The organism is Pseudomonas sp. 31-12, from assembly GCF_003151075.1.
In the GTDB taxonomy this organism is placed as follows: Bacteria; Pseudomonadota; Gammaproteobacteria; order Pseudomonadales; family Pseudomonadaceae; genus Aquipseudomonas.
In genome coordinates this window covers 1,924,252-1,944,985 of the sequence record NZ_CP029482.1, presented here as the reverse complement: position 1 = coordinate 1,944,985, position 20,734 = coordinate 1,924,252, and the positions used below count along the sequence as shown (strand labels likewise).

The 20,734-nt window shown below is 60.2% G+C and carries 24 protein-coding genes; 14 read left to right on the top strand and 10 right to left on the bottom strand.

Annotated elements, in window-relative coordinates:
• Positions 1 to 96 precede the first annotated feature (96 nt).
• From DJ564_RS08995 to DJ564_RS08980, 5 genes are all read left to right on the top strand, one after another.
• The gene (locus tag DJ564_RS08995) at positions 97 to 453 is read left to right on the top strand and encodes a 4a-hydroxytetrahydrobiopterin dehydratase (protein WP_008030478.1); all 357 of its coding nucleotides are present in this window, start codon (positions 97 to 99) and stop codon (positions 451 to 453) included.
• Positions 453 to 1,646, top strand: a complete 1,194-nt coding sequence (locus DJ564_RS08990; protein WP_109628546.1) for an amino acid aminotransferase — start codon at positions 453 to 455, stop codon at positions 1,644 to 1,646. Before DJ564_RS08995 ends, DJ564_RS08990 begins: the two co-directional genes overlap by 1 nt.
• 273 nt (positions 1,647 to 1,919) lie before the next feature.
• Positions 1,920 to 2,051: a hypothetical protein gene (locus DJ564_RS32340; protein ID WP_010461912.1), complete on the top strand. Its 132-nt coding sequence runs from the start codon at positions 1,920 to 1,922 to the stop codon at positions 2,049 to 2,051.
• 76 nt (positions 2,052 to 2,127) lie between these two features.
• Positions 2,128 to 2,313, top strand: coding sequence for a hypothetical protein (locus DJ564_RS08985; RefSeq protein ID WP_109635976.1), 186 nt, complete (start codon positions 2,128 to 2,130; stop codon positions 2,311 to 2,313).
• A gap of 102 nt (positions 2,314 to 2,415) precedes the next feature.
• A complete protein-coding gene (locus tag DJ564_RS08980) occupies positions 2,416 to 3,630 on the top strand; it encodes an MFS transporter (protein WP_109628545.1) in 1,215 nt (404 codons plus the stop codon).
• On the opposite strand, the gene arfB is transcribed toward DJ564_RS08980, so the two are convergent.
• Entirely contained in the window at positions 3,627 to 4,040 is a 414-nt protein-coding gene (gene arfB / locus DJ564_RS08975; RefSeq protein WP_109628544.1) for an alternative ribosome rescue aminoacyl-tRNA hydrolase ArfB, read from the bottom strand. The genes DJ564_RS08980 and arfB overlap by 4 nt on opposite strands.
• A 224-nt stretch (positions 4,041 to 4,264) precedes the next feature.
• Complete coding sequence (locus tag DJ564_RS08970) at positions 4,265 to 5,680, bottom strand: amino acid permease (protein ID WP_109628543.1); 1,416 nt, start codon at positions 5,678 to 5,680, stop codon at positions 4,265 to 4,267.
• Between the two features lie 930 nt (positions 5,681 to 6,610).
• Here DJ564_RS08970 and DJ564_RS32150 point away from each other — a divergent pair.
• Positions 6,611 to 6,748 (top strand): hypothetical protein, encoded by a 138-nt coding sequence (locus tag DJ564_RS32150; protein ID WP_010461921.1) that lies wholly within the window; start codon positions 6,611 to 6,613, stop codon positions 6,746 to 6,748.
• A gap of 68 nt (positions 6,749 to 6,816) precedes the next feature.
• Entirely contained in the window at positions 6,817 to 7,782 is a 966-nt protein-coding gene (locus DJ564_RS08965; protein ID WP_109628542.1) for a leucyl aminopeptidase, read from the top strand.
• A 233-nt stretch (positions 7,783 to 8,015) separates the two neighbouring features.
• Here the strand turns inward: DJ564_RS08965 and rluB are convergent, their stop codons facing one another.
• The 6 genes from rluB to DJ564_RS08930 all read right to left on the bottom strand — a co-directional run bounded on the left by rluB (position 8,016) and on the right by DJ564_RS08930 (position 13,073).
• Positions 8,016 to 9,314, bottom strand: coding sequence for a 23S rRNA pseudouridine(2605) synthase RluB (gene rluB / locus DJ564_RS08955; RefSeq protein WP_010461925.1), 1,299 nt, complete (start codon positions 9,312 to 9,314; stop codon positions 8,016 to 8,018).
• Between the two features lie 156 nt (positions 9,315 to 9,470).
• Complete coding sequence (locus DJ564_RS08950; protein ID WP_109628541.1) at positions 9,471 to 9,662, bottom strand: DUF1289 domain-containing protein; 192 nt, start codon at positions 9,660 to 9,662, stop codon at positions 9,471 to 9,473.
• Between the two features lie 84 nt (positions 9,663 to 9,746).
• On the bottom strand, positions 9,747 to 10,733 hold the full coding sequence (gene scpB / locus DJ564_RS08945; protein WP_109628540.1) for an SMC-Scp complex subunit ScpB: 987 nt from the start codon (positions 10,731 to 10,733) through the stop codon (positions 9,747 to 9,749).
• An 11-nt stretch (positions 10,734 to 10,744) separates the two neighbouring features.
• The gene (locus DJ564_RS08940) at positions 10,745 to 11,566 is read right to left on the bottom strand and encodes a ScpA family protein (protein WP_109628539.1); all 822 of its coding nucleotides are present in this window, start codon (positions 11,564 to 11,566) and stop codon (positions 10,745 to 10,747) included.
• Positions 11,567 to 12,196, bottom strand: coding sequence for an L-threonylcarbamoyladenylate synthase (locus tag DJ564_RS08935; RefSeq protein WP_109635974.1), 630 nt, complete (start codon positions 12,194 to 12,196; stop codon positions 11,567 to 11,569).
• Between the two features lie 13 nt (positions 12,197 to 12,209).
• Complete coding sequence (locus DJ564_RS08930; protein WP_109628538.1) at positions 12,210 to 13,073, bottom strand: PHP domain-containing protein; 864 nt, start codon at positions 13,071 to 13,073, stop codon at positions 12,210 to 12,212.
• Between the two features lie 87 nt (positions 13,074 to 13,160).
• Between DJ564_RS08930 and DJ564_RS08925 the strand changes: the two genes are divergently transcribed.
• From DJ564_RS08925 to DJ564_RS08895, 6 genes are all read left to right on the top strand, one after another.
• The gene (locus DJ564_RS08925; protein ID WP_109628537.1) at positions 13,161 to 13,757 is read left to right on the top strand and encodes a septation protein A; all 597 of its coding nucleotides are present in this window, start codon (positions 13,161 to 13,163) and stop codon (positions 13,755 to 13,757) included.
• A gap of 1 nt (position 13,758) precedes the next feature.
• Complete coding sequence (locus tag DJ564_RS08920) at positions 13,759 to 14,058, top strand: YciI family protein (protein WP_008156126.1); 300 nt, start codon at positions 13,759 to 13,761, stop codon at positions 14,056 to 14,058.
• Between the two features lie 109 nt (positions 14,059 to 14,167).
• Positions 14,168 to 14,581 (top strand): translation initiation factor 2, encoded by a 414-nt coding sequence (locus tag DJ564_RS08915; RefSeq protein WP_109628536.1) that lies wholly within the window; start codon positions 14,168 to 14,170, stop codon positions 14,579 to 14,581.
• A gap of 7 nt (positions 14,582 to 14,588) precedes the next feature.
• Complete coding sequence (locus DJ564_RS08910) at positions 14,589 to 15,266, top strand: response regulator transcription factor (RefSeq protein ID WP_109628535.1); 678 nt, start codon at positions 14,589 to 14,591, stop codon at positions 15,264 to 15,266.
• 261 nt (positions 15,267 to 15,527) lie between these two features.
• Entirely contained in the window at positions 15,528 to 15,977 is a 450-nt protein-coding gene (locus DJ564_RS08900; RefSeq protein ID WP_109628534.1) for a Spy/CpxP family protein refolding chaperone, read from the top strand.
• Positions 15,978 to 16,077: 100 nt separating this feature from the next.
• Positions 16,078 to 17,418, top strand: a complete 1,341-nt coding sequence (locus DJ564_RS08895) for a HAMP domain-containing sensor histidine kinase (RefSeq protein ID WP_109628533.1) — start codon at positions 16,078 to 16,080, stop codon at positions 17,416 to 17,418.
• A 47-nt stretch (positions 17,419 to 17,465) separates the two neighbouring features.
• Here DJ564_RS08895 and DJ564_RS08890 read toward each other — a convergent pair whose 3' ends face one another.
• Positions 17,466 to 18,032, bottom strand: coding sequence for an NAD(P)H nitroreductase (locus DJ564_RS08890; RefSeq protein ID WP_109628532.1), 567 nt, complete (start codon positions 18,030 to 18,032; stop codon positions 17,466 to 17,468).
• 122 nt (positions 18,033 to 18,154) lie between these two features.
• Between DJ564_RS08890 and DJ564_RS08885 the strand changes: the two genes are divergently transcribed.
• On the top strand, positions 18,155 to 19,609 hold the full coding sequence (locus tag DJ564_RS08885; RefSeq protein WP_109628531.1) for a TrkH family potassium uptake protein: 1,455 nt from the start codon (positions 18,155 to 18,157) through the stop codon (positions 19,607 to 19,609).
• Here the strand turns inward: DJ564_RS08885 and DJ564_RS08880 are convergent.
• Entirely contained in the window at positions 19,566 to 20,627 is a 1,062-nt protein-coding gene (locus DJ564_RS08880) for an AraC family transcriptional regulator (RefSeq protein WP_218277777.1), read from the bottom strand. The genes DJ564_RS08885 and DJ564_RS08880 overlap by 44 nt on opposite strands.
• Between the last annotated feature and the right edge of the window lie 107 nt (positions 20,628 to 20,734).

Here is a 20,734-nt window from a genome sequence, read left to right as displayed (position 1 = left end):
TTTTAGAATCAAGTGAGCCTGTCAGGACACGACGCTTTGGTTTAGCGTGGTGAAACTGACGGCCGATTTCCAATAATTCGATTTCAGGAACCCATCATGTCCACATTGAACCAAGCCCATTGCGAAGCCTGCCGCGCCGATGCCCCTCAGGTCAGCGACGAAGAACTGCCGGTCCTGATCAAGCAGATCCCGGACTGGAACATCGAAGTCCGCGACAGCGTGATGCAGCTGGAAAAAGTTTTCCTGTTCAAGAATTTCAAGCACGCGCTGGCCTTCACCAACGCGGTCGGCGAAATCTCCGAGGCCGAAGGTCACCACCCGGGCCTGCTGACCGAGTGGGGCAAAGTCACCGTGACCTGGTGGAGCCACTCCATCAAGGGTCTGCACCGCAACGATTTCATCATGGCCGCCCGCACTGACGAAGTGGCCAAGGACGCCGAGGGCCGCAAATAATGCATTTCGACGCCATAGGTCGAGTACCCGGCGACCCGATTCTCGGCCTGATGGAGGCCTATGCGCAGGACCCGAACCCGCGCAAATTCGACCTTGGCGTGGGCGTCTATAAAGATGCCCAGGGCCTGACCCCGATTCCCCAATCCGTGAAGCTCGCCGAGCAACGGCTGGTGGATCGCCAGACCACCAAAACCTACATCGGTGGCCACGGCGAACCGGCGTTTGGCAAGGCGATCAATGAGCTGGTGCTCGGCGCCGATTCCCCGCTGATCACCGAACAACGGGCCGGCGCTACCCAGACACCGGGCGGCACCGGCGCGTTGCGCCTGAGCGCAGATTTCATCGCCCAGTGCCTGCCGGGCCGCGGGGTGTGGCTGAGCAATCCGACCTGGCCGATCCACGAAACCATCTTCGCGGCAGCCGGGGTCAAGGTCAGTCATTACCCGTACGTCGGCAGCGACAACCGCCTCGACGTCGAAGCCATGCTCGCCGTCCTCAAGGATGCGCCGAAGGGCGATGTGGTGTTGCTGCACGCCTGCTGCCATAACCCGACCGGTTTCGACCTGTCCCATGACGACTGGCGTCGCGTGCTGGACGTGGTGCGCAGCCGCGACCTGGTGCCGCTGATTGACTTCGCTTACCAAGGCTTCGGCGATGGACTGGAACAGGACGCATGGTCGACGCGGCTGTTCGCTGCCGAGTTGCCGGAAGTGCTGATCACCAGTTCCTGCTCGAAGAATTTCGGTCTGTATCGCGATCGCACGGGCGCGCTGATTGTCTGTGCGAAAACCGCTGAGAAGCTGGTGGATATCCGCAGCCAACTGGCCAACATCGCCCGCAACCTGTGGTCGACACCGCCGGATCACGGCGCTGCCGTGGTGGCGACGATCCTCGGCGATCCGGAGCTGAAAAGCCTGTGGGCCGACGAGGTGGAAACCATGCGCTTGCGCATCGCCCAATTGCGCAGCGGTCTTGTGGAAGCGCTTGAACCCCACGGTTTGCGTGAGCGTTTTGCGCACATCGGTGTGCAACGCGGGATGTTTTCCTACACCGGTTTGTCGCCGGAGCAGGTTAAACAGCTGCGCGATCATCACAGCGTCTACATGGTCGGTACCGGCCGGGCGAACGTGGCAGGTATCGACGCGACACGCCTGGATCTGCTGGCCGAGGCCATCGCCGAAGTCTGCAAATAACCTCAAGTACCTGCGCCGTCCCTGTGGGAACGAGCTTGCTCGCGATGAGGGCCTGACAGTCGACATCAATGTTGACTGACAGCCTGCAATCGCGAGCAAGCTCGCTCCCACAGTGTTTTGTATCGCTCGCACCGACCTGTCTAGACAACTCCATCCGTCGAAACAAATGGATATAAAAGTCTATTTGTCATTTCTCCTGCTGTATCCTGCCCAAGCTTTTTAAAAGCGCGGATCTACCAGATCTATCAACAGACTTTGCGAGGAGCGCGAAACATGCACGAGATCCCTAATCTCCCCTTCCCAAGCCTGCACGAAACTGAGCAGACAACCACGCAACAAGCCGGTGCCCAACAGCCCGAGCCGAAAGAAGCCACTGAACGCCGCCAGGCCGACAGCGAAGACTAAAACACCTGCAATGCCAGACCGTGTGGAAAGCGCTAACATGCGCTTTCCACACCGCCTGAACCCCGAGCTGCACACCATGACCGAAGAATTTTCTGAAACCCAGGCCAGCGTCCTGATCGGCACCGCCGAGAAGATGATCGAGATCTGGAATCGCCTCTCTCCCGAGAAACAAGCCGCGTTGCTCGCCCGTTTCGGCACCGAAGAAAACGCCTTGGCCGCCTTGGTCACGACGCAACTGGTTGCCCCGCAAAAACCTGAATAACCTCCCGCCCGGCAAATAGTTTTACTTTTTCCACGACCCTCGGCCGCTCGCGCCGCTATCATAAGCAGCCTATCTATCCTGCTTTCCCGTGGACCTTTACCCATGTCTGAAAACCAGCGCCCCCTGGCGGTCACGCTGCAAGTCGTTTCCATCGTTCTCTTTACCTTCATCGGCTACCTGAACATCGGCATTCCCCTCGCCGTATTGCCCGGCTATGTCCACAGCGACCTCGGCTTCGGCGCCGTGATCGCCGGACTGGTGATCAGCGTGCAATACCTGGCCACCCTGCTCAGCCGGCCGTACGCCGGGAAAATCATCGACAACAAGGGCAGCAAACTCGCCGTCATTTACGGCCTAGCCGGCTGCGGTTTGAGCGGCGTGTTCATGCTGATTTCGGCCTGGACCCAGAGCCTGCCGATGCTGAGCCTGATCAGTCTGTTGATCGGCCGCCTGGTGCTCGGCAGCGCGGAAAGTCTGGTGGGCTCGGGCTCGATTGGCTGGGGCATCGGCCGGGTCGGTGCGGCGAATACCGCCAAAGTCATCTCCTGGAACGGCATCGCCAGTTACGGCGCACTGGCGGTCGGCGCGCCGTTGGGCGTGTTGCTGGTCAGTCAATTGGGCTTGTGGAGCATGGGCGTGAGCATCGTGCTGCTGGCCATCCTTGGCCTTGCGTTGGCCTGGCCGAAAACTGCCGCGCCGATTGTGGTCGGTGAACGGCTGCCGTTCATGCATGTGCTGGGACGGGTACTGCCCCATGGTTGCGGCCTGGCCCTGGGCTCGATCGGATTCGGCACCATCGCCACCTTCATCACCCTGTATTACGCCACGCAACACTGGGACAACGCGGTGCTGTGCCTGAGCCTGTTCGGCGCCAGTTTCATTGGTGCGCGGCTGTTGTTCGGCAACCTGATCAACCGCCTCGGCGGCTTTCGTGTGGCGATTGCCTGCCTGTCGGTGGAAACCCTGGGGTTATTGCTGCTGTGGCTGGCACCAGATGCTCACTGGGCACTGGCCGGCGCGGCGCTGAGCGGTTTCGGTTTCTCGCTGGTGTTTCCGGCGCTGGGCGTGGAAGCGGTCAACCTGGTGCCGGCCTCCAGTCGCGGTGCGGCGGTCGGGGCTTATTCGCTGTTCATCGATTTGTCGCTGGGGATTACCGGGCCGCTGGCCGGTGCGATTGCCGCCGGGTTTGGCTTTGCCTCGATCTTCCTGTTCGCCGCACTCGCCGCGTTGAGCGGTTTGGCGCTTAGCGTTTATCTGTACCGGCAGGCGCCCAAGCACCTTAATGAAAAGTATCGCGAAGAAAGAGATGCGCGTTAGAAATCGATCTTGCCGCGTCCGGCCTTGATGCTGCCGCGCTTGGTCTTGGACTCCAGTCGACGCTTCTTCGACCCGAGGGTCGGCTTGGTCGGGCGGCGTTTCTTCTCGACTTTGGTGGCGCTGAGGATCAACTCGACCAGCCGCTCCAGCGCATCGGCACGATTGGCCTCCTGCGTGCGGTATTGCTGGGCCTTGATGATCAACACCCCGTCGCTGGTGATGCGACTGTCACGCAGCGCCAGCAGCCGCTCCTTGTAGAACTCAGGCAAGGACGAGGCCGGAATGTCGAAGCGCAGGTGCACGGCGCTGGAGACCTTATTGACGTTCTGCCCACCCGCACCTTGCGCGCGAATGGCCGTCAATTCGATCTCGGCATCCGGCACATGCACATTGTTGGAAATCACCAGCATGGAAAAGCGTCCGCATTTGGGGCCATCAGGATACCCGATAGCCTGAAGGGGAATGCGGAGCATTGTGGGAGCGTGGCTTGCCCGCGATGAACGATAACGCGGTCGTCCTGATAAACCGCGGCGCCTGAATCGCGGGCAAGCCACGCTCCCACAAGGATTTGCGTCAACCCTGAATACAACAAACCCGGCACATTGGCCGGGTTTGTTGTTTCTGCAGACTGCGTTTACTTGGCGTTTGCCGCCTGCAACGCATGCTGAGCGCTGCGCTTGTTCTTGATGCCGTAGCACACCCACATGAACGCAACCCACACCGGAATCGCATACACAGAGATCTGGATGCCCGGGATCAACAGCATCACGCCGAGAATGAACACCACGAACGCCAGGCAGACGTAGTTCCCATACGGGTACCACAGGGCCTTGAACAATGGCGTCTGTTTGGTCTTGTCCATGTGCTGGCGGAACTTGAAGTGCGAGAAGCTGATCATCGCCCAGTTGATCACGAGGGTGGCAACCACCAGCGACATCAACAATTCCAGCGCGTTTTGCGGGATCAGGTAGTTCAGCAACACCGCGATCAACGTCACCGCCGCCGAAGCGAGAATCGAGCGTACCGGCACGCCGCGCTTGTCGATCTTCGCCAGGGCTTTCGGCGCATCGCCCTGCTCGGCCATGCCCAGCAGCATACGGCTGTTGCAGTAGGTGCCGCTGTTGTACACCGACAGCGCCGCGGTCAGGACCACGAAGTTGAGGATGTGCGCGGCGGTGTCGCTGCCAAGCATCGAGAACACTTGCACAAACGGACTTCCGCTGTACGAATCACCCGACGCGTTCAAGGTCGCCAACAGGGCGTCCCACGGCGTCAGCGACAGCAGGATGACCAGTGCACCGATGTAGAAAATCAGGATCCGGTAGATCACCTGGTTGATGGCTTTGGGGATCACGGTTTTCGGCTTGTCGGCTTCGGCTGCGGTGAAACCGAGCATTTCCAGGCCGCCGAAGGAGAACATGATGATCGCCATGGCCATCACCAGACCGCTGACGCCGTTCGGGAAGAAGCCGCCGTGGGCCCACAGGTTGGTCACCGAGGCTTGCGGTCCGCCATGGCCGCTGACCAGCAGGTAACTGCCGAGCGCGATCATGCCGACGATCGCCACGACCTTGATGATCGCAAACCAGAATTCGGCCTCGCCAAAGACTTTGACGTTGGCGAGGTTGATCAGGTTGATCAGCACGAAGAAGCCGGCGGCCGAGACCCAGGTCGGGATGTGCGGCGCCCAGTAGTGGATGTACTTGCCGACCGCGGTCAGCTCCGACATGCCCACCAGAATGTACAGGATCCAGCAGTTCCAGCCCGACAGGAAGCCGGCGAAACCGCCCCAGTATTTGTGCGCGAAGTGGCTGAAGGAACCGGCCACCGGCTCTTCGACAATCATTTCGCCGAGCTGGCGCATGATCATGAACGCAATGAAGCCGCAGATGGCGTAGCCGAGGATCATCGACGGGCCGGCGGATTTCAGGACGCCGGCCGAGCCCAGGAACAGCCCGGTACCAATCGCGCCACCGAGGGCGATCAGTTGAATATGGCGATTTTTCAGGCCGCGTTTCAGCTCGCCTGAATGCGAGTTTTGTCCACTCATGAAAAGGGTCTCACGCAAGGTTTGATGATGTTCGTTAGACGTTGCCGCTCGGTTGCGATTTCAAGCAGCGCCGATCAAACCCCAGCGAAGGCAAAAGGAGTTCAGCGTTTTTACAACGGTCATGCGTCACCTGTTTGTTTTTATCTGTGACGAAATCGAACCCGACACGCTTGTGGCGCGGCGGAGTGAACAAGGCGGATAGCCTTGAGGTTTGCGCAGGTGCGCAGGAGGTCACAGTTAAAACGCGGCGCATTGTACACCTGTAACCCCCTGCTGCCAGACACCGCTGGATCAGCGCGTCGTTTGCCGGGATTGCCTGTGTCCGCCCCGAGGGTCTCGGGCGGCTGCAAAAATAGGGTCAGACCTTTGCGGGTCTTCGATAAGGGCGACGGAAAAATCGCCCCTTGGGGAGAAGTGGAAATGAGTCACGGCGTACATTGCGCCTCCTTCTTGTTATGCACCTGCACGACAGGCATGGGACGCATCTCACCCTTCCAGCGCCGCTGAAACAAGCGGGCCAGAGCCTTGCAGGATCAGCGATCGATTGGTTTACGGAAGGTTTTCCTTACACCCCTTCCGCATGCGTCAATCCAAGGGCTTTGAGGCGTGATTCCGTAAGCTTTTCTTTACAAGCTGTAACGCATATTTTCCAAATCAGATCAATCCGTAGGACGACTGCAAATTGACGGTAGGAAGCTTCCTAACGAAAAGGTCGAGTTAGTTTTTTGTTTTTTATCGATAAAAGCCCCGCCAAAAAACAGAATAAAAAGTTCAATTAAAACTAATTTGATTATTTTTTTGCAATTTAAAAACCTCTGAACTAGGTTTTCAGCGACTTGCCGAGACGCATCGACCGGCAAGTTGGCGGGTTAATCAATGACTGAAAAACACGCCGCTGTACTTACCGAAAAGTCATCTGGGAGATTCACAATGCAAGCACTTGAAAAAGACTTGGAAACTGAACTGCAACTGGACGATTGGTTTGAAGCACCGACCCATGAAGCCGCCGTTGAAATGATGCAAGCCGATGCGGTCGTTCCGTTCGGCACGGCGATGTGGCCGCTGTAAGACACCTCGGCAGGCACGATCCGGCCGGTTGTGCCTGCCACTTTTTTCGGTTTGTCAGGGAGGACTACATGGATAAGCAACGCGCCATTTCGCATTTCCTTTACTACCTCGAACACCACCCTGCCCTTGCCGGCATCAACCCGGCGAAGGTCTTGCTCGGCCACACCGCTGATTACGAGGTACTGACCGGCGCCATCGCCGAACAGGCCGATGACAGCCCACGGTTCAGCTTCAGCGCGATGCGGCTGGATCTGGAACCCACGGAACTGCTGGCCCAGGCGATTGCCGACAGCGATCTGTACATTTTCTTCTACGACTCTTCCACCCTGCCCAACCCTCGCCCCGACGGCCCGGAATTTGTCCGTGCGCTGCAGGGCGTGATGGCCGAGAACTGGAAGAAGTCGCTGCTGTTCAAGGATTACGGCGATTACTTCTACGACACTTTCAGTGTCACTCCGCAGCGTATAGCGGGGCTGAACAGCCATTTGATCCAGCGCATGTCTCACGCGAAAACGTTAAGTTTCAAAGATGATCACGGCTCGTGGTTCGAAACGCCGATGCATAGCATCAAGAAGTGGACCGATATCAACGGAATCGGCAACTTTGATCTGGCACCTGGTGAAATTGCCACGCACAGCGAAGCGATCAACGGCCAGGTGAAATTCATGGGGACGTTCCTCAGCACGATTCCGTTTGCCCGCAAGTATGGGGTGCTGGATTCGCCGCTGGAGCTGTGGATCGAGAATTCGACCATCCGCAAGATCGCCACGGATGTACCGGGGCTGGAACATGACTTCAACAAGTACCTGGAAGCCAATCCGTCGAACCGGCGTATTGAGGAGTTGGGGATTGGCACCAATGAAGGCGTGAAGAGTCTGTATGCCCGAAATGCCGGGTTTGAAGAGCGCCATTGCGGGTTGCATCTGGGGTTGGGCGGTGGGGCCAAGGGCAGCCATCATCTGGACCTGATCTTCTCCAGTGGGGTGTTGGCGCTGGATGATGAGCCGGTGTTTGATGGGCGGTTTGTTTTCTAAGCAACATGAACCCTGTGGCGAGGGAGCTTGCTCCCGTTCGACTGCGCAGCAGTCGCAAAACCTGCCGCCACGATTTGCCTGACACACCGGGGTAGAGGGTTTGGGGCCGCTTCGCGCCCCAACGGGAGCAAGCTCCCTCGCCACAGGTTTATCTGCATTCTGAAGACCGGCTTTTGCCAGACCAAAAAAAACGCCAACCCGAAGGTTGGCGTTTTTTATGCGGCGCTTACCGATTACTCAGGCTTGCGACGACCGAAGCCCGGACGCTGGCCCGAACCGGCTGGCGCACCACGGCGTTTGCCCGACGGTGCATCCTTGTCGACCAGAACGATGCCTGGACGCTTCTTCGCCGGTGCCTTGGCCGGGCGCTTGGTGTCGGAAGGACGGTCTGCCACTGGTGTACCGCGACCCGACTCACCACGAGACTCGCCACGACCGGCTGGAGCACCGCGATCGCTACGACCGCCGCTTGGCGCACCGCGGCCTTCGCCACGCTCGGTGCGACCGTTGGCCGGACGCGGCGTGCGTGGACCGCGCTCGCCATCAGCGCGTGGCGCTGCTGGTTTGCGGGCTGGACGCTCGCCTTCGATTTGCGGCTCACGGGAGTCACGCGGCGTAGCAGCGGTCTGGTTACCGATGGCTGGACGCAACGAACGCACGCGCTCGGTCTTGCCCATTGGACGCGACGATTTACGCTGCATGCGGTCGAGCTTGTCTTTGCTCTTGGCGTTCATCTGCGGCATGGCCACAGGCGTCAGGCCGACTTCAGCACTCAGAATGTCGACTTCGTACTGGCTCATTTCGCGCCAGCGGCCCATCGGCAGGTCGGAGTTGAGGAACACCGGACCGAAACGCACGCGTTTCAGACGGCTGACCACCAGGCCCTGGGACTCCCACAGACGACGAACTTCGCGGTTGCGACCTTCCATCACCACGCAGTGGTACCAGTGGTTGAAACCTTCGCCACCCGGTGCTTGCTTGATGTCGGTGAACTTGGCCGGGCCGTCTTCAAGGACGACGCCTGCTTTCAGACGCTCGATCATCTCGTCATCGACTTCGCCACGCACACGTACCGCGTATTCACGGTCCATTTCGTAGGAAGGGTGCATCAGGCGGTTGGCCAGCTCACCGTCGGTGGTGAACATCAGCAGGCCAGTGGTGTTGATGTCCAGACGACCGATGTTGATCCAGCGACCTTCTTTCGGGCGCGGCATCTTGTCGAAAACGGTCGGACGGCCTTCCGGATCAAGGCGGGTGCAGATTTCGCCGTCGGGCTTGTTGTACATGATCACGCGGCGTACCGACTCGGCGGCTTCTTCGCGCTTGATCACCTTGCCATCAATGGTGATGGCGTCGTGCATGTCGACGCGCTGCCCGAGGGTGGCGTCTTTGCCGTTGACCTTGATGCGGCCGTGGCTGATCCAGGCTTCCACGTCACGGCGCGAGCCGACGCCGATACGGGCGAGGACTTTCTGCAGTTTTTCGCCTGCTGGGCCGATTTCCTGGTCGTCTTTCTGGTCGTTGATACTCATCTGGGCACCTCCCGGTGTGGTCTGTTCAGGCGGCCCTGAATTGAGCGTCCTGAAGCGATGTAAATCTGTTCACTTGGCGTAGGGATCGCCGAAGGGTCGCAAATCATACGCTCATGGGAGCGTTTGCGCATCAGAGACTAGCTGATGATTGCCTGCTTATTTGCTTTTGCGCCGAACGGCACCGCCGAGTTTGATCAACCTGAGCGCCGACTCCGCGAGCACGGTGCGCTTGTCAGCCTTGTCGAGTTTCTTCCAGGCCTTGATCTCACGCTTGCTGCGACCGCAGCCGAGGCAGATGTCGTCGGTGAATTTGCAGACGCTGATACACGGGTCTTTGGTAGAACTCATCAAATACTCCAGTCAACACCAATCCACTGTGGGAGCTAGCCTGCTAGCTCCCACAGAGGGCCTTCATTGTCCACAGGGATGGGCTCAGTCGTCGAATTCGCGGCGCTCGGCTTCGATGGCTTCGGCCAGGGCCCGGGCCTCGGCTTCTTCGTCGCTCAATTCGGGCTCGGGTTTTGGCTGTTCTAGAGCGGCGACAGCGGCCAGGAGTTTTTCGCGCGCTTCGGCAACACCGAGCACGTCGTCTTCCCGTTCTTCTTCCGGCTCTTCTTCGACTGTGGCTTCGGGCTCGACCTGAAGTTCAACTTCGATCTCGGGCTCAGGCAGCTCCAGCACCTCTTCGGATTCCGTCACCGCGCTATCGCGCAGGATGTCATCAAAGTCGGTCTTGAGCCCCTCCTCCATGGTGTCCAGTTCCAGCAACAGCGTATGGAAACTGGTCTCCTCCTTAGGCTCCTCCGGCTCGGCGCTGGCATCCGCCAGCTCCTGCAAACTTGCCGGGACTGGCGCGTCGTCGAAGTCCAGTACCGGATCAGGCTCCAGTTCTCGCAACTCAGCCAGCGGCGGCAAGTCGTCAAGGTTCTTCAGGTTGAAGTGATCGAGAAACGCCTTGGTGGTGGCAAACATCGCCGGTTTGCCGGGCACGTCGCGGTAGCCGACGATGCGGATCCACTCGCGTTCCAGCAGGGTCTTGACGATGTGACTGTTGACCGCCACGCCCCGCACGTCTTCGATCTCGCCCCGGGTGATCGGCTGGCGATAGGCAATCAGGGCAATGGTTTCGAGCATGGCACGCGAATATCGCTGCGGGCGTTCTTCCCACAACCGTCCTACCCACGGCGAGAACTTTTCGCGGATCTGCAAGCGATAACCGGAGGCCACTTCCTTCAGCTCGAACGCGCGGCCGTCGCAGGACTTGGCCAGAAGCGTCAGGGCTTTCTTGAAGACCGGCGGCTCCGGCCGCTCGCTTTCTTCGAAGAGTTCGAACAGGCGTTCAAGCGATTGCGGTTTTCCCGAGGCCAACAGAAAGGCTTCAAGCAGTGGCGCCAGCTCGCGGGGTTCAGTCAGGTTCATGATTCAACTCGTTATTCGGCTCGGGCTCGCACGTGGATCGCCGCGAACGGCTCATTCTGCACCAGCTCGACCAAAGATTCCTTGACCAATTCGAGGATCGCCATAAAGGTCACCACCACCCCCAGGCGTCCTTCTTCAGCGGTGAAAAGCTCGACAAAGGGCACGAAACCGCCGCCCTTGAGCCGGTCCAGCACATCGCTCATGCGTTCGCGGGTGGACAGTGCCTCGCGGCTGACCTGGTGGCTTTCGAACATGTCGCCACGGCGCAGGACCTCGGCCATGGACAGCAGCAGCTCTGACAAACGCACATCCGGCAACAGCTTGCGCGCCCGGGCTTCCGGGGCGTCGAGCTTGGGCACCACCACGTCACGACCGACACGGCTCAGGCCATCGATGCCTTCCGCCGCCGCCTTGAAGCGTTCGTACTCCTGCAAGCGACGGATCAGCTCGGCGCGCGGGTCGTCTTCTTCGTCTTCGATGGTTTCGGCACGCGGCAGCAGCATCCGCGACTTGATCTCGGCCAGCATCGCGGCCATCACCAGGTACTCGGCGGCCAGCTCCAGGCGCACCGACTGCATCAACTCGACATAGCCCATGTACTGGCGGGTGATTTCCGCCACCGGGATGTCGAGGATGTTGATGTTCTGTTTGCGGATCAGGTACAGCAGCAGGTCGAGCGGGCCTTCGAAAGCTTCAAGGAAAACCTCGAGCGCATCCGGCGGGATGTACAAGTCCAGCGGCATTTCCATGACCGCCTGGCCATAGACCATGGCGAAGGGCAGCTCTTGCTGGGCGCCGGCCTGACTGTCGACAACGGGTTCTACTGCAGACATCTACGCCTCGGCCATGAACGGCGTCGGGTCGCCGCAACCGACGCGGATCACTTCGGGCTCGCCGTCGGCAAGGTTGATCACGGTGGACGCCTTGATGCCGCCGAAACCGCCATCGATGATCAGGTCGACCTGATGCTCGAGCAACTGGCGCATTTCGTAAGGATCGCTCATTGGGTCGGTATCGCCGGGCATGATCAGGGTCACGCTCATCAGCGGCTCGCCCAGTTCTTCCAGCAGCGCCAGGGCAATCGGATGGCTCGGCACCCGCAGGCCTATGGTGCGTTTTTTCGGGTGCAACAACAGCCGCGGGACTTCACGGGTAGCGTTGAGAATGAAGGTGTACGGCCCCGGCAGGTGCGCTTTGAGCAAGCGGAAAAGGCCGGTATCAATCTTGGCGAACAAGCCCAGTTGCGACAGGTCGCTGCAAATCAATGCAAAGTTGTGCTTGTCGTCCAGCCCGCGCAACCGGCGCACGCGCTCCACGGCATTCTTGTCGCCGATCTGGCAACCAATGGCGTAGGAGGAGTCTGTGGGATAAATCACCACCCCGCCGTTGCGGATGATCTCGACAGCCTGTTTTATCAGGCGCGCTTGCGGGTTTTCCGGATGAATCTGGAAAAATTGACTCACATTCTCTACCTGTTCAGACGGCGGCAATAATTGGGTCATGTTTGAATCGACACCACAGTGGTGGCAGATCCTCCGGGAGCGGGCGGTATTCGCCGATCTCGGACCAGCCTCCAGGGCCATGAAAATCACTGCCGGCGCTGACCAGCAGACCGAACTCACGAGCTAGAATCGCCAGGCTGCCCACTTGTTCGGCGGGCTGATGGCCATTGACCACTTCAATTGCGTGGCCCCCGGCTTGAATATAGTCAGAAATCAGGCGGCGACGCTTGCTGCGAGTGAAATCGTAGTGCCACGGATGCGCCAGGCTGACCCAAGCCTTCGCGGCCCGAAGGGTTTCGACCGTGTCTTCCAGGGTCGGCCAGTGCTGCTTGACGTCGCCCAGTTTGCCGGCGCCCAGCCATTTTCGGAACGCTTCGGCGCGATCCTTGACAAAACCTTCACGCACCATCCAGTCGGCGAAGTGCGGACGGGCCGGCGCATTGCCGCTGTCGCCCAGTTCCTGCTGGATGGCCCGTGCACCTTCCAGCGCGCCCGGCATGCCTTTCAGCGCCAGCTTGCGGCTTATTTCTTCGGACCGCAGCCAGCGGCCATCGTGCAATTTGGCGATGGCATCGACCAACGGTACGGCATTGACATCAAATCCGTAGCCGAGCACATGAATGGTCGCGCCACCCCAGGTGCAGGACAATTCGACGCCGTTGACCAGTTGCATCCCCAGCGCCGTGGCCGCACTGCGGGCCTCATCGAGGCCTTCGAGGGTGTCGTGATCGGTCAAGGCCAGCACTCGCACGCCTTTCTCGAACGCACGCGCCACCAGGACAGCAGGCGCGAGAGCGCCATCGGAGGCGGTGCTATGGCAGTGCAAGTCGACATTCACGGGGATGTGTTACCTCAAATCAGCTGGCGCTATCGCGCGCCCATATGTTTGTTATTATGCCGCCACATCCTGCTTCTGGCTGCCACTGTGAAACAATTCATCGATTTCATCCCGCTCCTGCTGTTTTTCATCGTTTTCAAAATTGATCCACGGGTCGTCGACATCGGCGGTCATCAACTGACTGTAGGCGGTATTTACAGCGCCACCGCGATGCTGATCATCAGCTCCCTGGTAGTTTACGGTGCGCTGTTCATCAAGCAGCGCAAGCTGGAGAAGAGCCAGTGGCTGACCCTCATTGCCTGCCTGGTCTTCGGTAGCCTGACCCTGGCGTTCCACAGCGAGACCTTCCTGAAGTGGAAAGCGCCGGTGGTCAACTGGCTGTTCGCCCTCGCGTTCATTGGCAGCCACTTCATCGGCGACCAATTGCTGATCAAACGCATCATGGGCCACGCACTGACCCTGCCGGACCCGGTCTGGACGCGAATGAACATCGCCTGGATCGGCTTTTTCCTGTTTTGCGGCGCCGCCAACCTGTTCGTCGCGTTCACGTTCCAGAGCTACTGGGTCGACTTCAAAGTCTTCGGCAGCCTGGGCATGACGTTGCTGTTCCTGGTCGCCCAGGGCATTTACCTGTCCCGCCACCTGCACGACGCCGATACCACTACGCCAAAAACCGAGGACTGACATGCTTTACGCAATCATTGCCACAGACGTCGCCAACTCCCTGGAAGCCCGCCTGGCCGCGCGGCCTGCCCACCTCGAGCGCCTGCAAGTGCTCAAGGGCGAAGGTCGTATCGTATTGGCCGGCCCGCACCCGGCGGTCGACAGCAATGATCCGGGCGCAGCGGGTTTCACCGGCAGCCTGATCGTCGCCGAGTTCGATTCCCTGAGCGCCGCCCAGGCCTGGGCCGACGCCGATCCGTACATCGCCGCTGGCGTCTACGCCAACGTTTCGGTCAAGCCGTTCAAGCAAGTCCTGCCGTAAATCCCCATTGCGCGGTGAACCTTGTCGGTTCATCGCGCTCTCAACGCTCATTATTCTCGTTCAGCGGCCGACAACCTGCCCAATACTCGTATTGGAATCAGGAGTCGCGATGCGCAAAGGTCCGTTGTGTCTGATGTTGGTGACGTTGTCGATGGTGGCCCCTGCCCACGGTGAAGAAAGCGCCGAGGGCGGCAGTTCGACGCCGTTGTCGCTGAGCGCCGGCAGCCAGATAACCGAGTTGCAGCAACGCTTGAAGGTAAGCGAGCAGCAACGGGAAGAACTGAGCAAACAACTGCAAAATACCGACAGTGAACGCGAAAGCGCTCAGCTGGGCCGGTTGCGCCAAGAGAACCAGCGCCTCAAGCTGCAACTCAAGGAAGCCCAGGCCAGCACCCCGCTGCCACGGCTGCTGACTGATCAGCAGCAATGGTTCGTAATCGGTGGTGGGGTTGCGCTATTGGCCCTGCTCTGCGGTATCTTCGCCAGCGGTGCCACCAGAAAACGTCGGCAATGGCTAAATTGAGTGAGTGATGAGCGAGCTGTTATTAATTGATGATGACCAGGAGCTGTGCGAGCTCCTGAGCAGTTGGCTGAGCCAGGAAGGCTTTCAGGTCCGTGCCTGTCACGACGGCCAGAGTGCCCGCCGTGCGCTGGCCGAAACCTCCCCCGCCGCCGTGGTGCTGGACGTGATGCTGCCAGACGGCAGCGGCCTGGAACTGCTCAAGCAATTGCGCAGCGACCATCCGGACCTGCCGGTGCTGATGCTGTCTGCGCGTGGCGAACCATTGGATCGAATCCTCGGCCTGGAGCTCGGCGCCGACGATTACCTGGCCAAGCCGTGCGACCCACGGGAGCTGACTGCCCGTCTGCGCGCCGTGTTGCGCCGCAGTCATCCGACGGCGGTGTCCAGCCAACTCGAATTGGGCGACCTGTGTTTCAGCCCGGTGCGCGGCGTGGTCAGCATCGATGAACAGGAGTTCACCCTCACCGTCTCCGAAAGCCGTCTGCTCGAAGCCCTGCTCAAGCAACCCGGCGAGCCGCTGGACAAACAGGAACTGGCGCAAATCGCCCTCGGCCGCAAGCTGACCCTGTACGACCGCAGCCTGGACATGCACGTCAGCAACCTGCGCAAAAAGATCGGCCCGCACCCCGACGGCCGCCCGCGCATCATTGCCCTGCGTAGCCGCGGTTACTACTACAGCCTATGAGCACCTGGAAGAACTGGATAGGAGCAACCTGTGGCGAGGGAGCTTGCTCCCGTCGGGCTGCGAAGCGGCCCCAATAGAAGGCCTGCTGCGCAGTCCAGCGGGAGCAAGCTCCCTCGCCACAGGTCACTGCCAGCAAAGTTTGTAAGGACGCCACGAAATCGTCTTTACCCAAGCTTTACGCTCCGCTGACCGCCGCTGACCTTGATCTCCGTAATCTGAACTCATCCGGAACGTACCGGGAACGAGACAAGGAGATTCACCATGCGCAAGACTCTTATCGCTCTGATGTTCGCTGCCGCCCTGCCGACCGTTGCCATGGCCATGCCTGAAGGTGCCGGTCCGATGGGTGGCCCGATGGACGGCCCGCGCCACGGCGGTCAGATGCACGGCATGCACGGTAAAGGTCCGTACAGCCAGCTGGACCTGAGCCGCGAACAGCGCGAGCAGATCCGCAAAATCATGGGCGAGCAGATGCACGAGCGTAAGCAAGTGGTCGAGAAGTACCTGGAGAAACTCTCCCCAGCCGACCAGAAAGCCATGAAAGATGAAATGGCCGCCAACCACAAGAAAGCCGAAGCCGATGTCCGTGGCCTGCTGAAACCGGATCAACAGAAGAAATTCGACGAGATCCAGAAGAAAAAGGCTGAGCGCCGCGCCGAATGGGCCGAGTTCAAGGCGTGGAAAGCGCAACAACCGCAAAAAGCGCAATAATGCGTTAACCCGGACCCGACGGCTTACCCCGTCGGGTCTTTTGCCATTGTAGGAGCGAGGCCCGCTACCACATTGGTTTGTGATTGTCTGAGGATTTTCTGTGCGCTCATTGTTCTGGCGTATCCTGGCCAGCTTCTGGCTGGCCATCGCTCTGGTTGCAGGGTTGTCCATTCTGCTGGGGCACATGCTCAATCAGGACGCGTGGATTCTCAGCCGCCACCCGGGCCTCAACACCCTCGCCGAACAGTGGACGCAAACCTACGAAGCCCAGGGCGAGGAAGCGGCCCAGGACATTCTGGAACAGCGCAAACGCCAGTATCACATCGACGTTCAGGTGCTCAACGAGAGCGGCGACCCGGTGGTGCGCGGCACCTTCCCCCGGCGTGCGGCCGCCTTCGAAGCACGGCAGAACAACGATGATCGCCGCCTGCCGTGGCGACGCCTGACCGATGAGTACACCAGCAAAAAAACCGGCGACACCTACCTGCTGATCTATCGCATTCCACACCCGGAACTGGACTCATGGCACCGCGAAAGCCTGCTCTGGCCGTTGAGTGCGCTAGGTATTGCGCTGGTGGTGCTGACCCTCTTCAGCCTCTTCGTAACCTTATCCATCACCCGCCCGCTCAACCGCTTGCGCGGCGCGGTGCATGACCTTGGGCAAACCACCTATCAGCAGAACAGCCTGGTGAAACTGGCCAACCGTCGCGACGAGTTTGGTGTATTGGCCAACGACTTCAACCGCATGGGCGCGCGCCTGCAAAGCCTGATCGGCAGCCAACGGCAATTGCTGCGTGATGTGTCCCATGAACTGCGTTCACCGCTGGCGCGACTGCGCATTGCCTTGGCGCTGGCCGAACGGGCCACTCCCGAAGAACGGGAAAAACTCGCGCCACGCTTGACCCGTGAGTGCGATCGACTCGAAGCGCTGATCAGCGAAATCCTGGTATTGGCGCGGGTCGATGCTGACAACGCCAGCGCTGAAGATGTGGACCTGAATGCGCTGCTCAACACGCTGCAAAAAGATGCGCAACTGGGCTCGCCGGAGCAGACCGTTCGCCTCGACGCCGAACCGCAGCTGAACCTCAAAGGCTGGCCGACGATGATCGAGCGTGCCGTCGACAACCTGCTGCGCAACGCACAGCGCTTCAATCCGGTGGGGCAGTCGATTGAAATGCAGGCGATGCGCCAGGGTGAGCGGATTGTGGTGAGCGTCAGGGACCATGGCCCCGGTGTCGATGCCGAGCATCTGACTCAGTTGGGTGAACCGTTCTATCGTGCGCCGGGGCAGACGGCGGCCGGGCATGGCCTGGGACTGGCCATTGCGCGACGCGCGGCAGAGCGGCATGGCGGGAGTCTGGTGCTGGCCAATCATCCGCAAGGCGGGTTCATCGCCAGCCTGGAATTACCGTTGGTACCGGGTGCTGTTGTCCAACCCTGAACCCCTGTGGGAGCGGGCTTGCTCGCTCCCACATTTGATCGGTGGTATCAGGCTTTTCCGGGCCAGGCGCTGACGAATTCGGCGAGGTCGACTTTCTCTGCCACACGCGGTTCTTTCTGCGGCGTGCCCAGGTAAAGAAACGCAATCACCTCTTCCCCCTCTGCCAACCCCAACCCCTTGGCCACATGCGCCGAATAAGCCAGATCCCCAGTGCGCCACACCGCACCAATCCCTTGCGCGTAAGCGGCCAGCAGAATCCCATGAGCCGCACACCCCGCCGCCAGCAGTTGCTCGGATTTCGGGTATTTGACGTGTTCCTGTAGCCGCGCAATCACAACAACCACCAGCGGCGCGCGCAATGGACCGTTACGCGCCTTGTCCAGCGCCGCCTCGGACACTTCGCTGTCCTGCAGCTTCGCCGCTTCGGCCAGCAACTCGCCCATTTGCTCGCGTGCCGCACCTTCGACTGTCAGGAAGCGCCAAGGCTGCAAATGGCCGTGGTCCGGCGCACGCATCGCGGCAGAAAACAGCACTTCACGCTGCGCTGCGGTGGGGGCCGGTTCGAGCAGTCGTGGAACGGAAACACGGTTGAGCAAAGCGTCGAGAGCCTGCATCGGCCACCTCCTGAAAAATATGTGCGGCTATTCTAGCTTCAACTGCAGTGGAGGTGCCGGTTTACATGCCCTGCCCCGCAGGTAGAATGGCGGCCTTCCCTTCTTCAGCCCGAGCGGACTTCATGGCGTTGCCGACCTTACGGACTATTGGTTTCATCATCGGCATCTTCCTGATCACGCTGGCCATCGCCATGGTCGTGCCCATGGCCACGCTGGTGATTTTCGAACGCACGGGCGATCTGCCGTCGTTCCTCTGGGCGAGCATGATCACCTTTGTCGCCGGCCTCGCGCTGGTGATCCCCGGTCGCCCGGAACACGTGCATCTGCGTCCGCGCGACATGTACCTGCTGACCGTCAGCAGTTGGCTGGTGGTGTGCATTTTCGCCGCGTTGCCGTTTCTGCTGACCCAGCACATCAGCTACACCGACTCGTTCTTCGAAAGCATGTCCGGCATCACGGCCACCGGGGCAACCGTGCTGAACCACCTCGACGACATGTCCCCCGGCATCCTGATGTGGCGCTCGTTGCTGCACTGGATTGGCGGCATCGGCTTTATCGGTATGGCGGTGGCGATTCTGCCGCTGCTGCGTATCGGTGGCATGCGGCTGTTTCAGACCGAGTCGTCTGACCGCTCCGAAAAGGTCATGCCCCGCTCGCACATGGTGGCGCGCTTGATCGTTGCCGCTTACGTGGGCATCACCATCCTCGGCAGCCTGGCGTTCTGGTGGGCCGGGATGAGCCCGTTCGATGCGATCAACCATGCGATGTCGGCGATCTCCACGGGCGGGTTCTCCACCTCGGACCAGTCCCTGGCGAAGTGGACGCAACCGGCGGTGCACTGGGTGGCGATTGTCATCATGATTCTCGGCAGCCTGCCGTTCACCCTGTACGTGGCGACCTTGCGCGGCAACCGTCGGGCACTGATCAAGGATCAGCAGGTTCAAGGCTTGCTCGGTATGTTGCTGGTGACCTGGCTGGTGCTGGGCACCTGGTACTGGTGGACCACCCAACTGCATTGGCTCGAAGCGTTGCGGCATGTGGCGCTGAACGTGACCTCGGTCGTCACGACGACAGGATTTGCACTGGGGGATTACAGCCTGTGGGGCAACTTCTCGCTGATGCTGTTCTTCTATCTGGGTTTTGTCGGCGGTTGCTCGGGCTCGACGGCTGGCGGGATCAAGATTTTCCGCTTCCAGGTCGCCTATATCCTGCTCAAGGCTAACCTTAACCAATTGATTCACCCGCGCGCCGTGATCAAGCAGAAGTACAACGGCCACCGTCTCGACGAAGAGATCGTGCGATCGATCCTGACCTTTTCGTTCTTCTTCGCCATCACCATCTGCGTGATTGCGTTGCTGCTATCGCTGCTTGGTGTCGACTGGATGACCGCCCTGACCGGCGCCGCCAGCACCGTGTCCGGCGTCGGCCCGGGCCTGGGCGAGACCATCGGCCCAGCGGGTAACTTCGCCACCCTGCCGGACGCCGCCAAGTGGATTCTCTCGTTCGGCATGCTGCTGGGCCGACTGGAGATCATTACGGTGTTTGTTCTGTGTATTCCTGCGTTCTGGCGGCACTGACAACCGCGGGCGTCTCTGACAGCCGCGCCCGGTACTCGCCGGGCGTCGCGTCGAACCAGCGCCTGAAGGCACGGAAGAAGTTGCTCGGATCGGCGAACCCCAGCAGGTAGGCAATTTCCAGCAAAGTCATTGTGGGCTGCGCCAGGTATTGCTCGGCCAGTTCACGGCGCGTGTCATCCAGCAACGTCTGAAAACTCGTGCCTTCTTCCTGCAAGCGGCGCTGCAAGGTGCGTTGCGACAAGTGCAGCGTCTGCGCCACCGTATCGCGCTTGGGTTCGCCCTGGGGCAGCAAACGGCACAGCACCTGGCGCGCCTTGTGGGTTACGCGGCTCTCGGAAAACCGCGCCAGGTATTCGCCGGCAAACCGGTCATGCAACAGCGCCATCGCCTCGTTGGCCGTCGGCAGCGGCGCCTCCATGTCGGCACGCTCGAAGATCAAGGCGTCATAAGGCGCGTTGAACACCATTGGCGCATGAAACGCTTGTTTATAGGGTTCGAGATCGACAGGCTGATCGCCCTGGATCAGCACCTTGCGCGGTTGCAACGTGCGCCCGGTCAACCAGCCGCACAGCGCCAGCGCACAGGCCAGTGACGCTTCGGCACTCTGCCGGGTTGGCGGCAAGTGATCGCCATGCACCGTCAGAATCAGCGCATAACCTTCATCCAGCAGACGGAAACTAAGGTCGGCACTTTCGGCAATGATCCGCTGATAACGCACCAGCCGCTGAAAGCCTTCGGCCAGGGTCTGGCTCGACATCAGCGCGTAGCCGGCCACATGAAAGGAAGCCGGTCGCACCACTTTGCCCATGTTCAGGCCAATCGCCGGGTTGCCGGACAGCTCGACCGCGCGCTGCCACAGGCGTGTCATGGAATCTTGCGGAAAGCGCGCATCCGGATCATCCAGAGAGGCGTAATCGAGCCCCAGTTGCTTGAACAGAACCCGGCAATCCAGGCCGTCCATCTCCAGTGCTTTGACAATCCCCATCGCCCAGCTTGCAGAAGTCGTTCGTTCGCTCATGGCGTTTACTTACTGTTTTGTGAGCCGTCTACCGCGGCAAGTTTTCGAAGGATACTAAAGTGGCGCCCATTGTCACTGGCTGATGCCAATGATCACTCTAGACTCAA

Coding starts and splice junctions, on each gene's coding strand:
- DJ564_RS08995 (WP_008030478.1), top strand. CDS start 97: ATGTCCACATTGAACCAAGCCCATTGCGAAGCCTGCCGCGCCGATGCC.
- DJ564_RS08990 (WP_109628546.1), top strand. CDS start 453: ATGCATTTCGACGCCATAGGTCGAGTACCCGGCGACCCGATTCTCGGC.
- DJ564_RS32340 (WP_010461912.1), top strand. CDS start 1,920: ATGCACGAGATCCCTAATCTCCCCTTCCCAAGCCTGCACGAAACTGAG.
- DJ564_RS08985 (WP_109635976.1), top strand. CDS start 2,128: ATGACCGAAGAATTTTCTGAAACCCAGGCCAGCGTCCTGATCGGCACC.
- DJ564_RS08980 (WP_109628545.1), top strand. CDS start 2,416: ATGTCTGAAAACCAGCGCCCCCTGGCGGTCACGCTGCAAGTCGTTTCC.
- arfB (WP_109628544.1), bottom strand. CDS start 4,040: ATGCTGGTGATTTCCAACAATGTGCATGTGCCGGATGCCGAGATCGAA.
- DJ564_RS08970 (WP_109628543.1), bottom strand. CDS start 5,680: ATGAGTGGACAAAACTCGCATTCAGGCGAGCTGAAACGCGGCCTGAAA.
- DJ564_RS32150 (WP_010461921.1), top strand. CDS start 6,611: ATGCAAGCACTTGAAAAAGACTTGGAAACTGAACTGCAACTGGACGAT.
- DJ564_RS08965 (WP_109628542.1), top strand. CDS start 6,817: ATGGATAAGCAACGCGCCATTTCGCATTTCCTTTACTACCTCGAACAC.
- rluB (WP_010461925.1), bottom strand. CDS start 9,314: ATGAGTATCAACGACCAGAAAGACGACCAGGAAATCGGCCCAGCAGGC.
- DJ564_RS08950 (WP_109628541.1), bottom strand. CDS start 9,662: ATGAGTTCTACCAAAGACCCGTGTATCAGCGTCTGCAAATTCACCGAC.
- scpB (WP_109628540.1), bottom strand. CDS start 10,733: ATGAACCTGACTGAACCCCGCGAGCTGGCGCCACTGCTTGAAGCCTTT.
- DJ564_RS08940 (WP_109628539.1), bottom strand. CDS start 11,566: ATGTCTGCAGTAGAACCCGTTGTCGACAGTCAGGCCGGCGCCCAGCAA.
- DJ564_RS08920 (WP_008156126.1), top strand. CDS start 13,759: ATGCTTTACGCAATCATTGCCACAGACGTCGCCAACTCCCTGGAAGCC.
- DJ564_RS08915 (WP_109628536.1), top strand. CDS start 14,168: ATGCGCAAAGGTCCGTTGTGTCTGATGTTGGTGACGTTGTCGATGGTG.
- DJ564_RS08910 (WP_109628535.1), top strand. CDS start 14,589: ATGAGCGAGCTGTTATTAATTGATGATGACCAGGAGCTGTGCGAGCTC.
- DJ564_RS08900 (WP_109628534.1), top strand. CDS start 15,528: ATGCGCAAGACTCTTATCGCTCTGATGTTCGCTGCCGCCCTGCCGACC.
- DJ564_RS08890 (WP_109628532.1), bottom strand. CDS start 18,032: ATGCAGGCTCTCGACGCTTTGCTCAACCGTGTTTCCGTTCCACGACTG.
- DJ564_RS08885 (WP_109628531.1), top strand. CDS start 18,155: ATGGCGTTGCCGACCTTACGGACTATTGGTTTCATCATCGGCATCTTC.
- DJ564_RS08880 (WP_218277777.1), bottom strand. CDS start 20,627: ATGAGCGAACGAACGACTTCTGCAAGCTGGGCGATGGGGATTGTCAAA.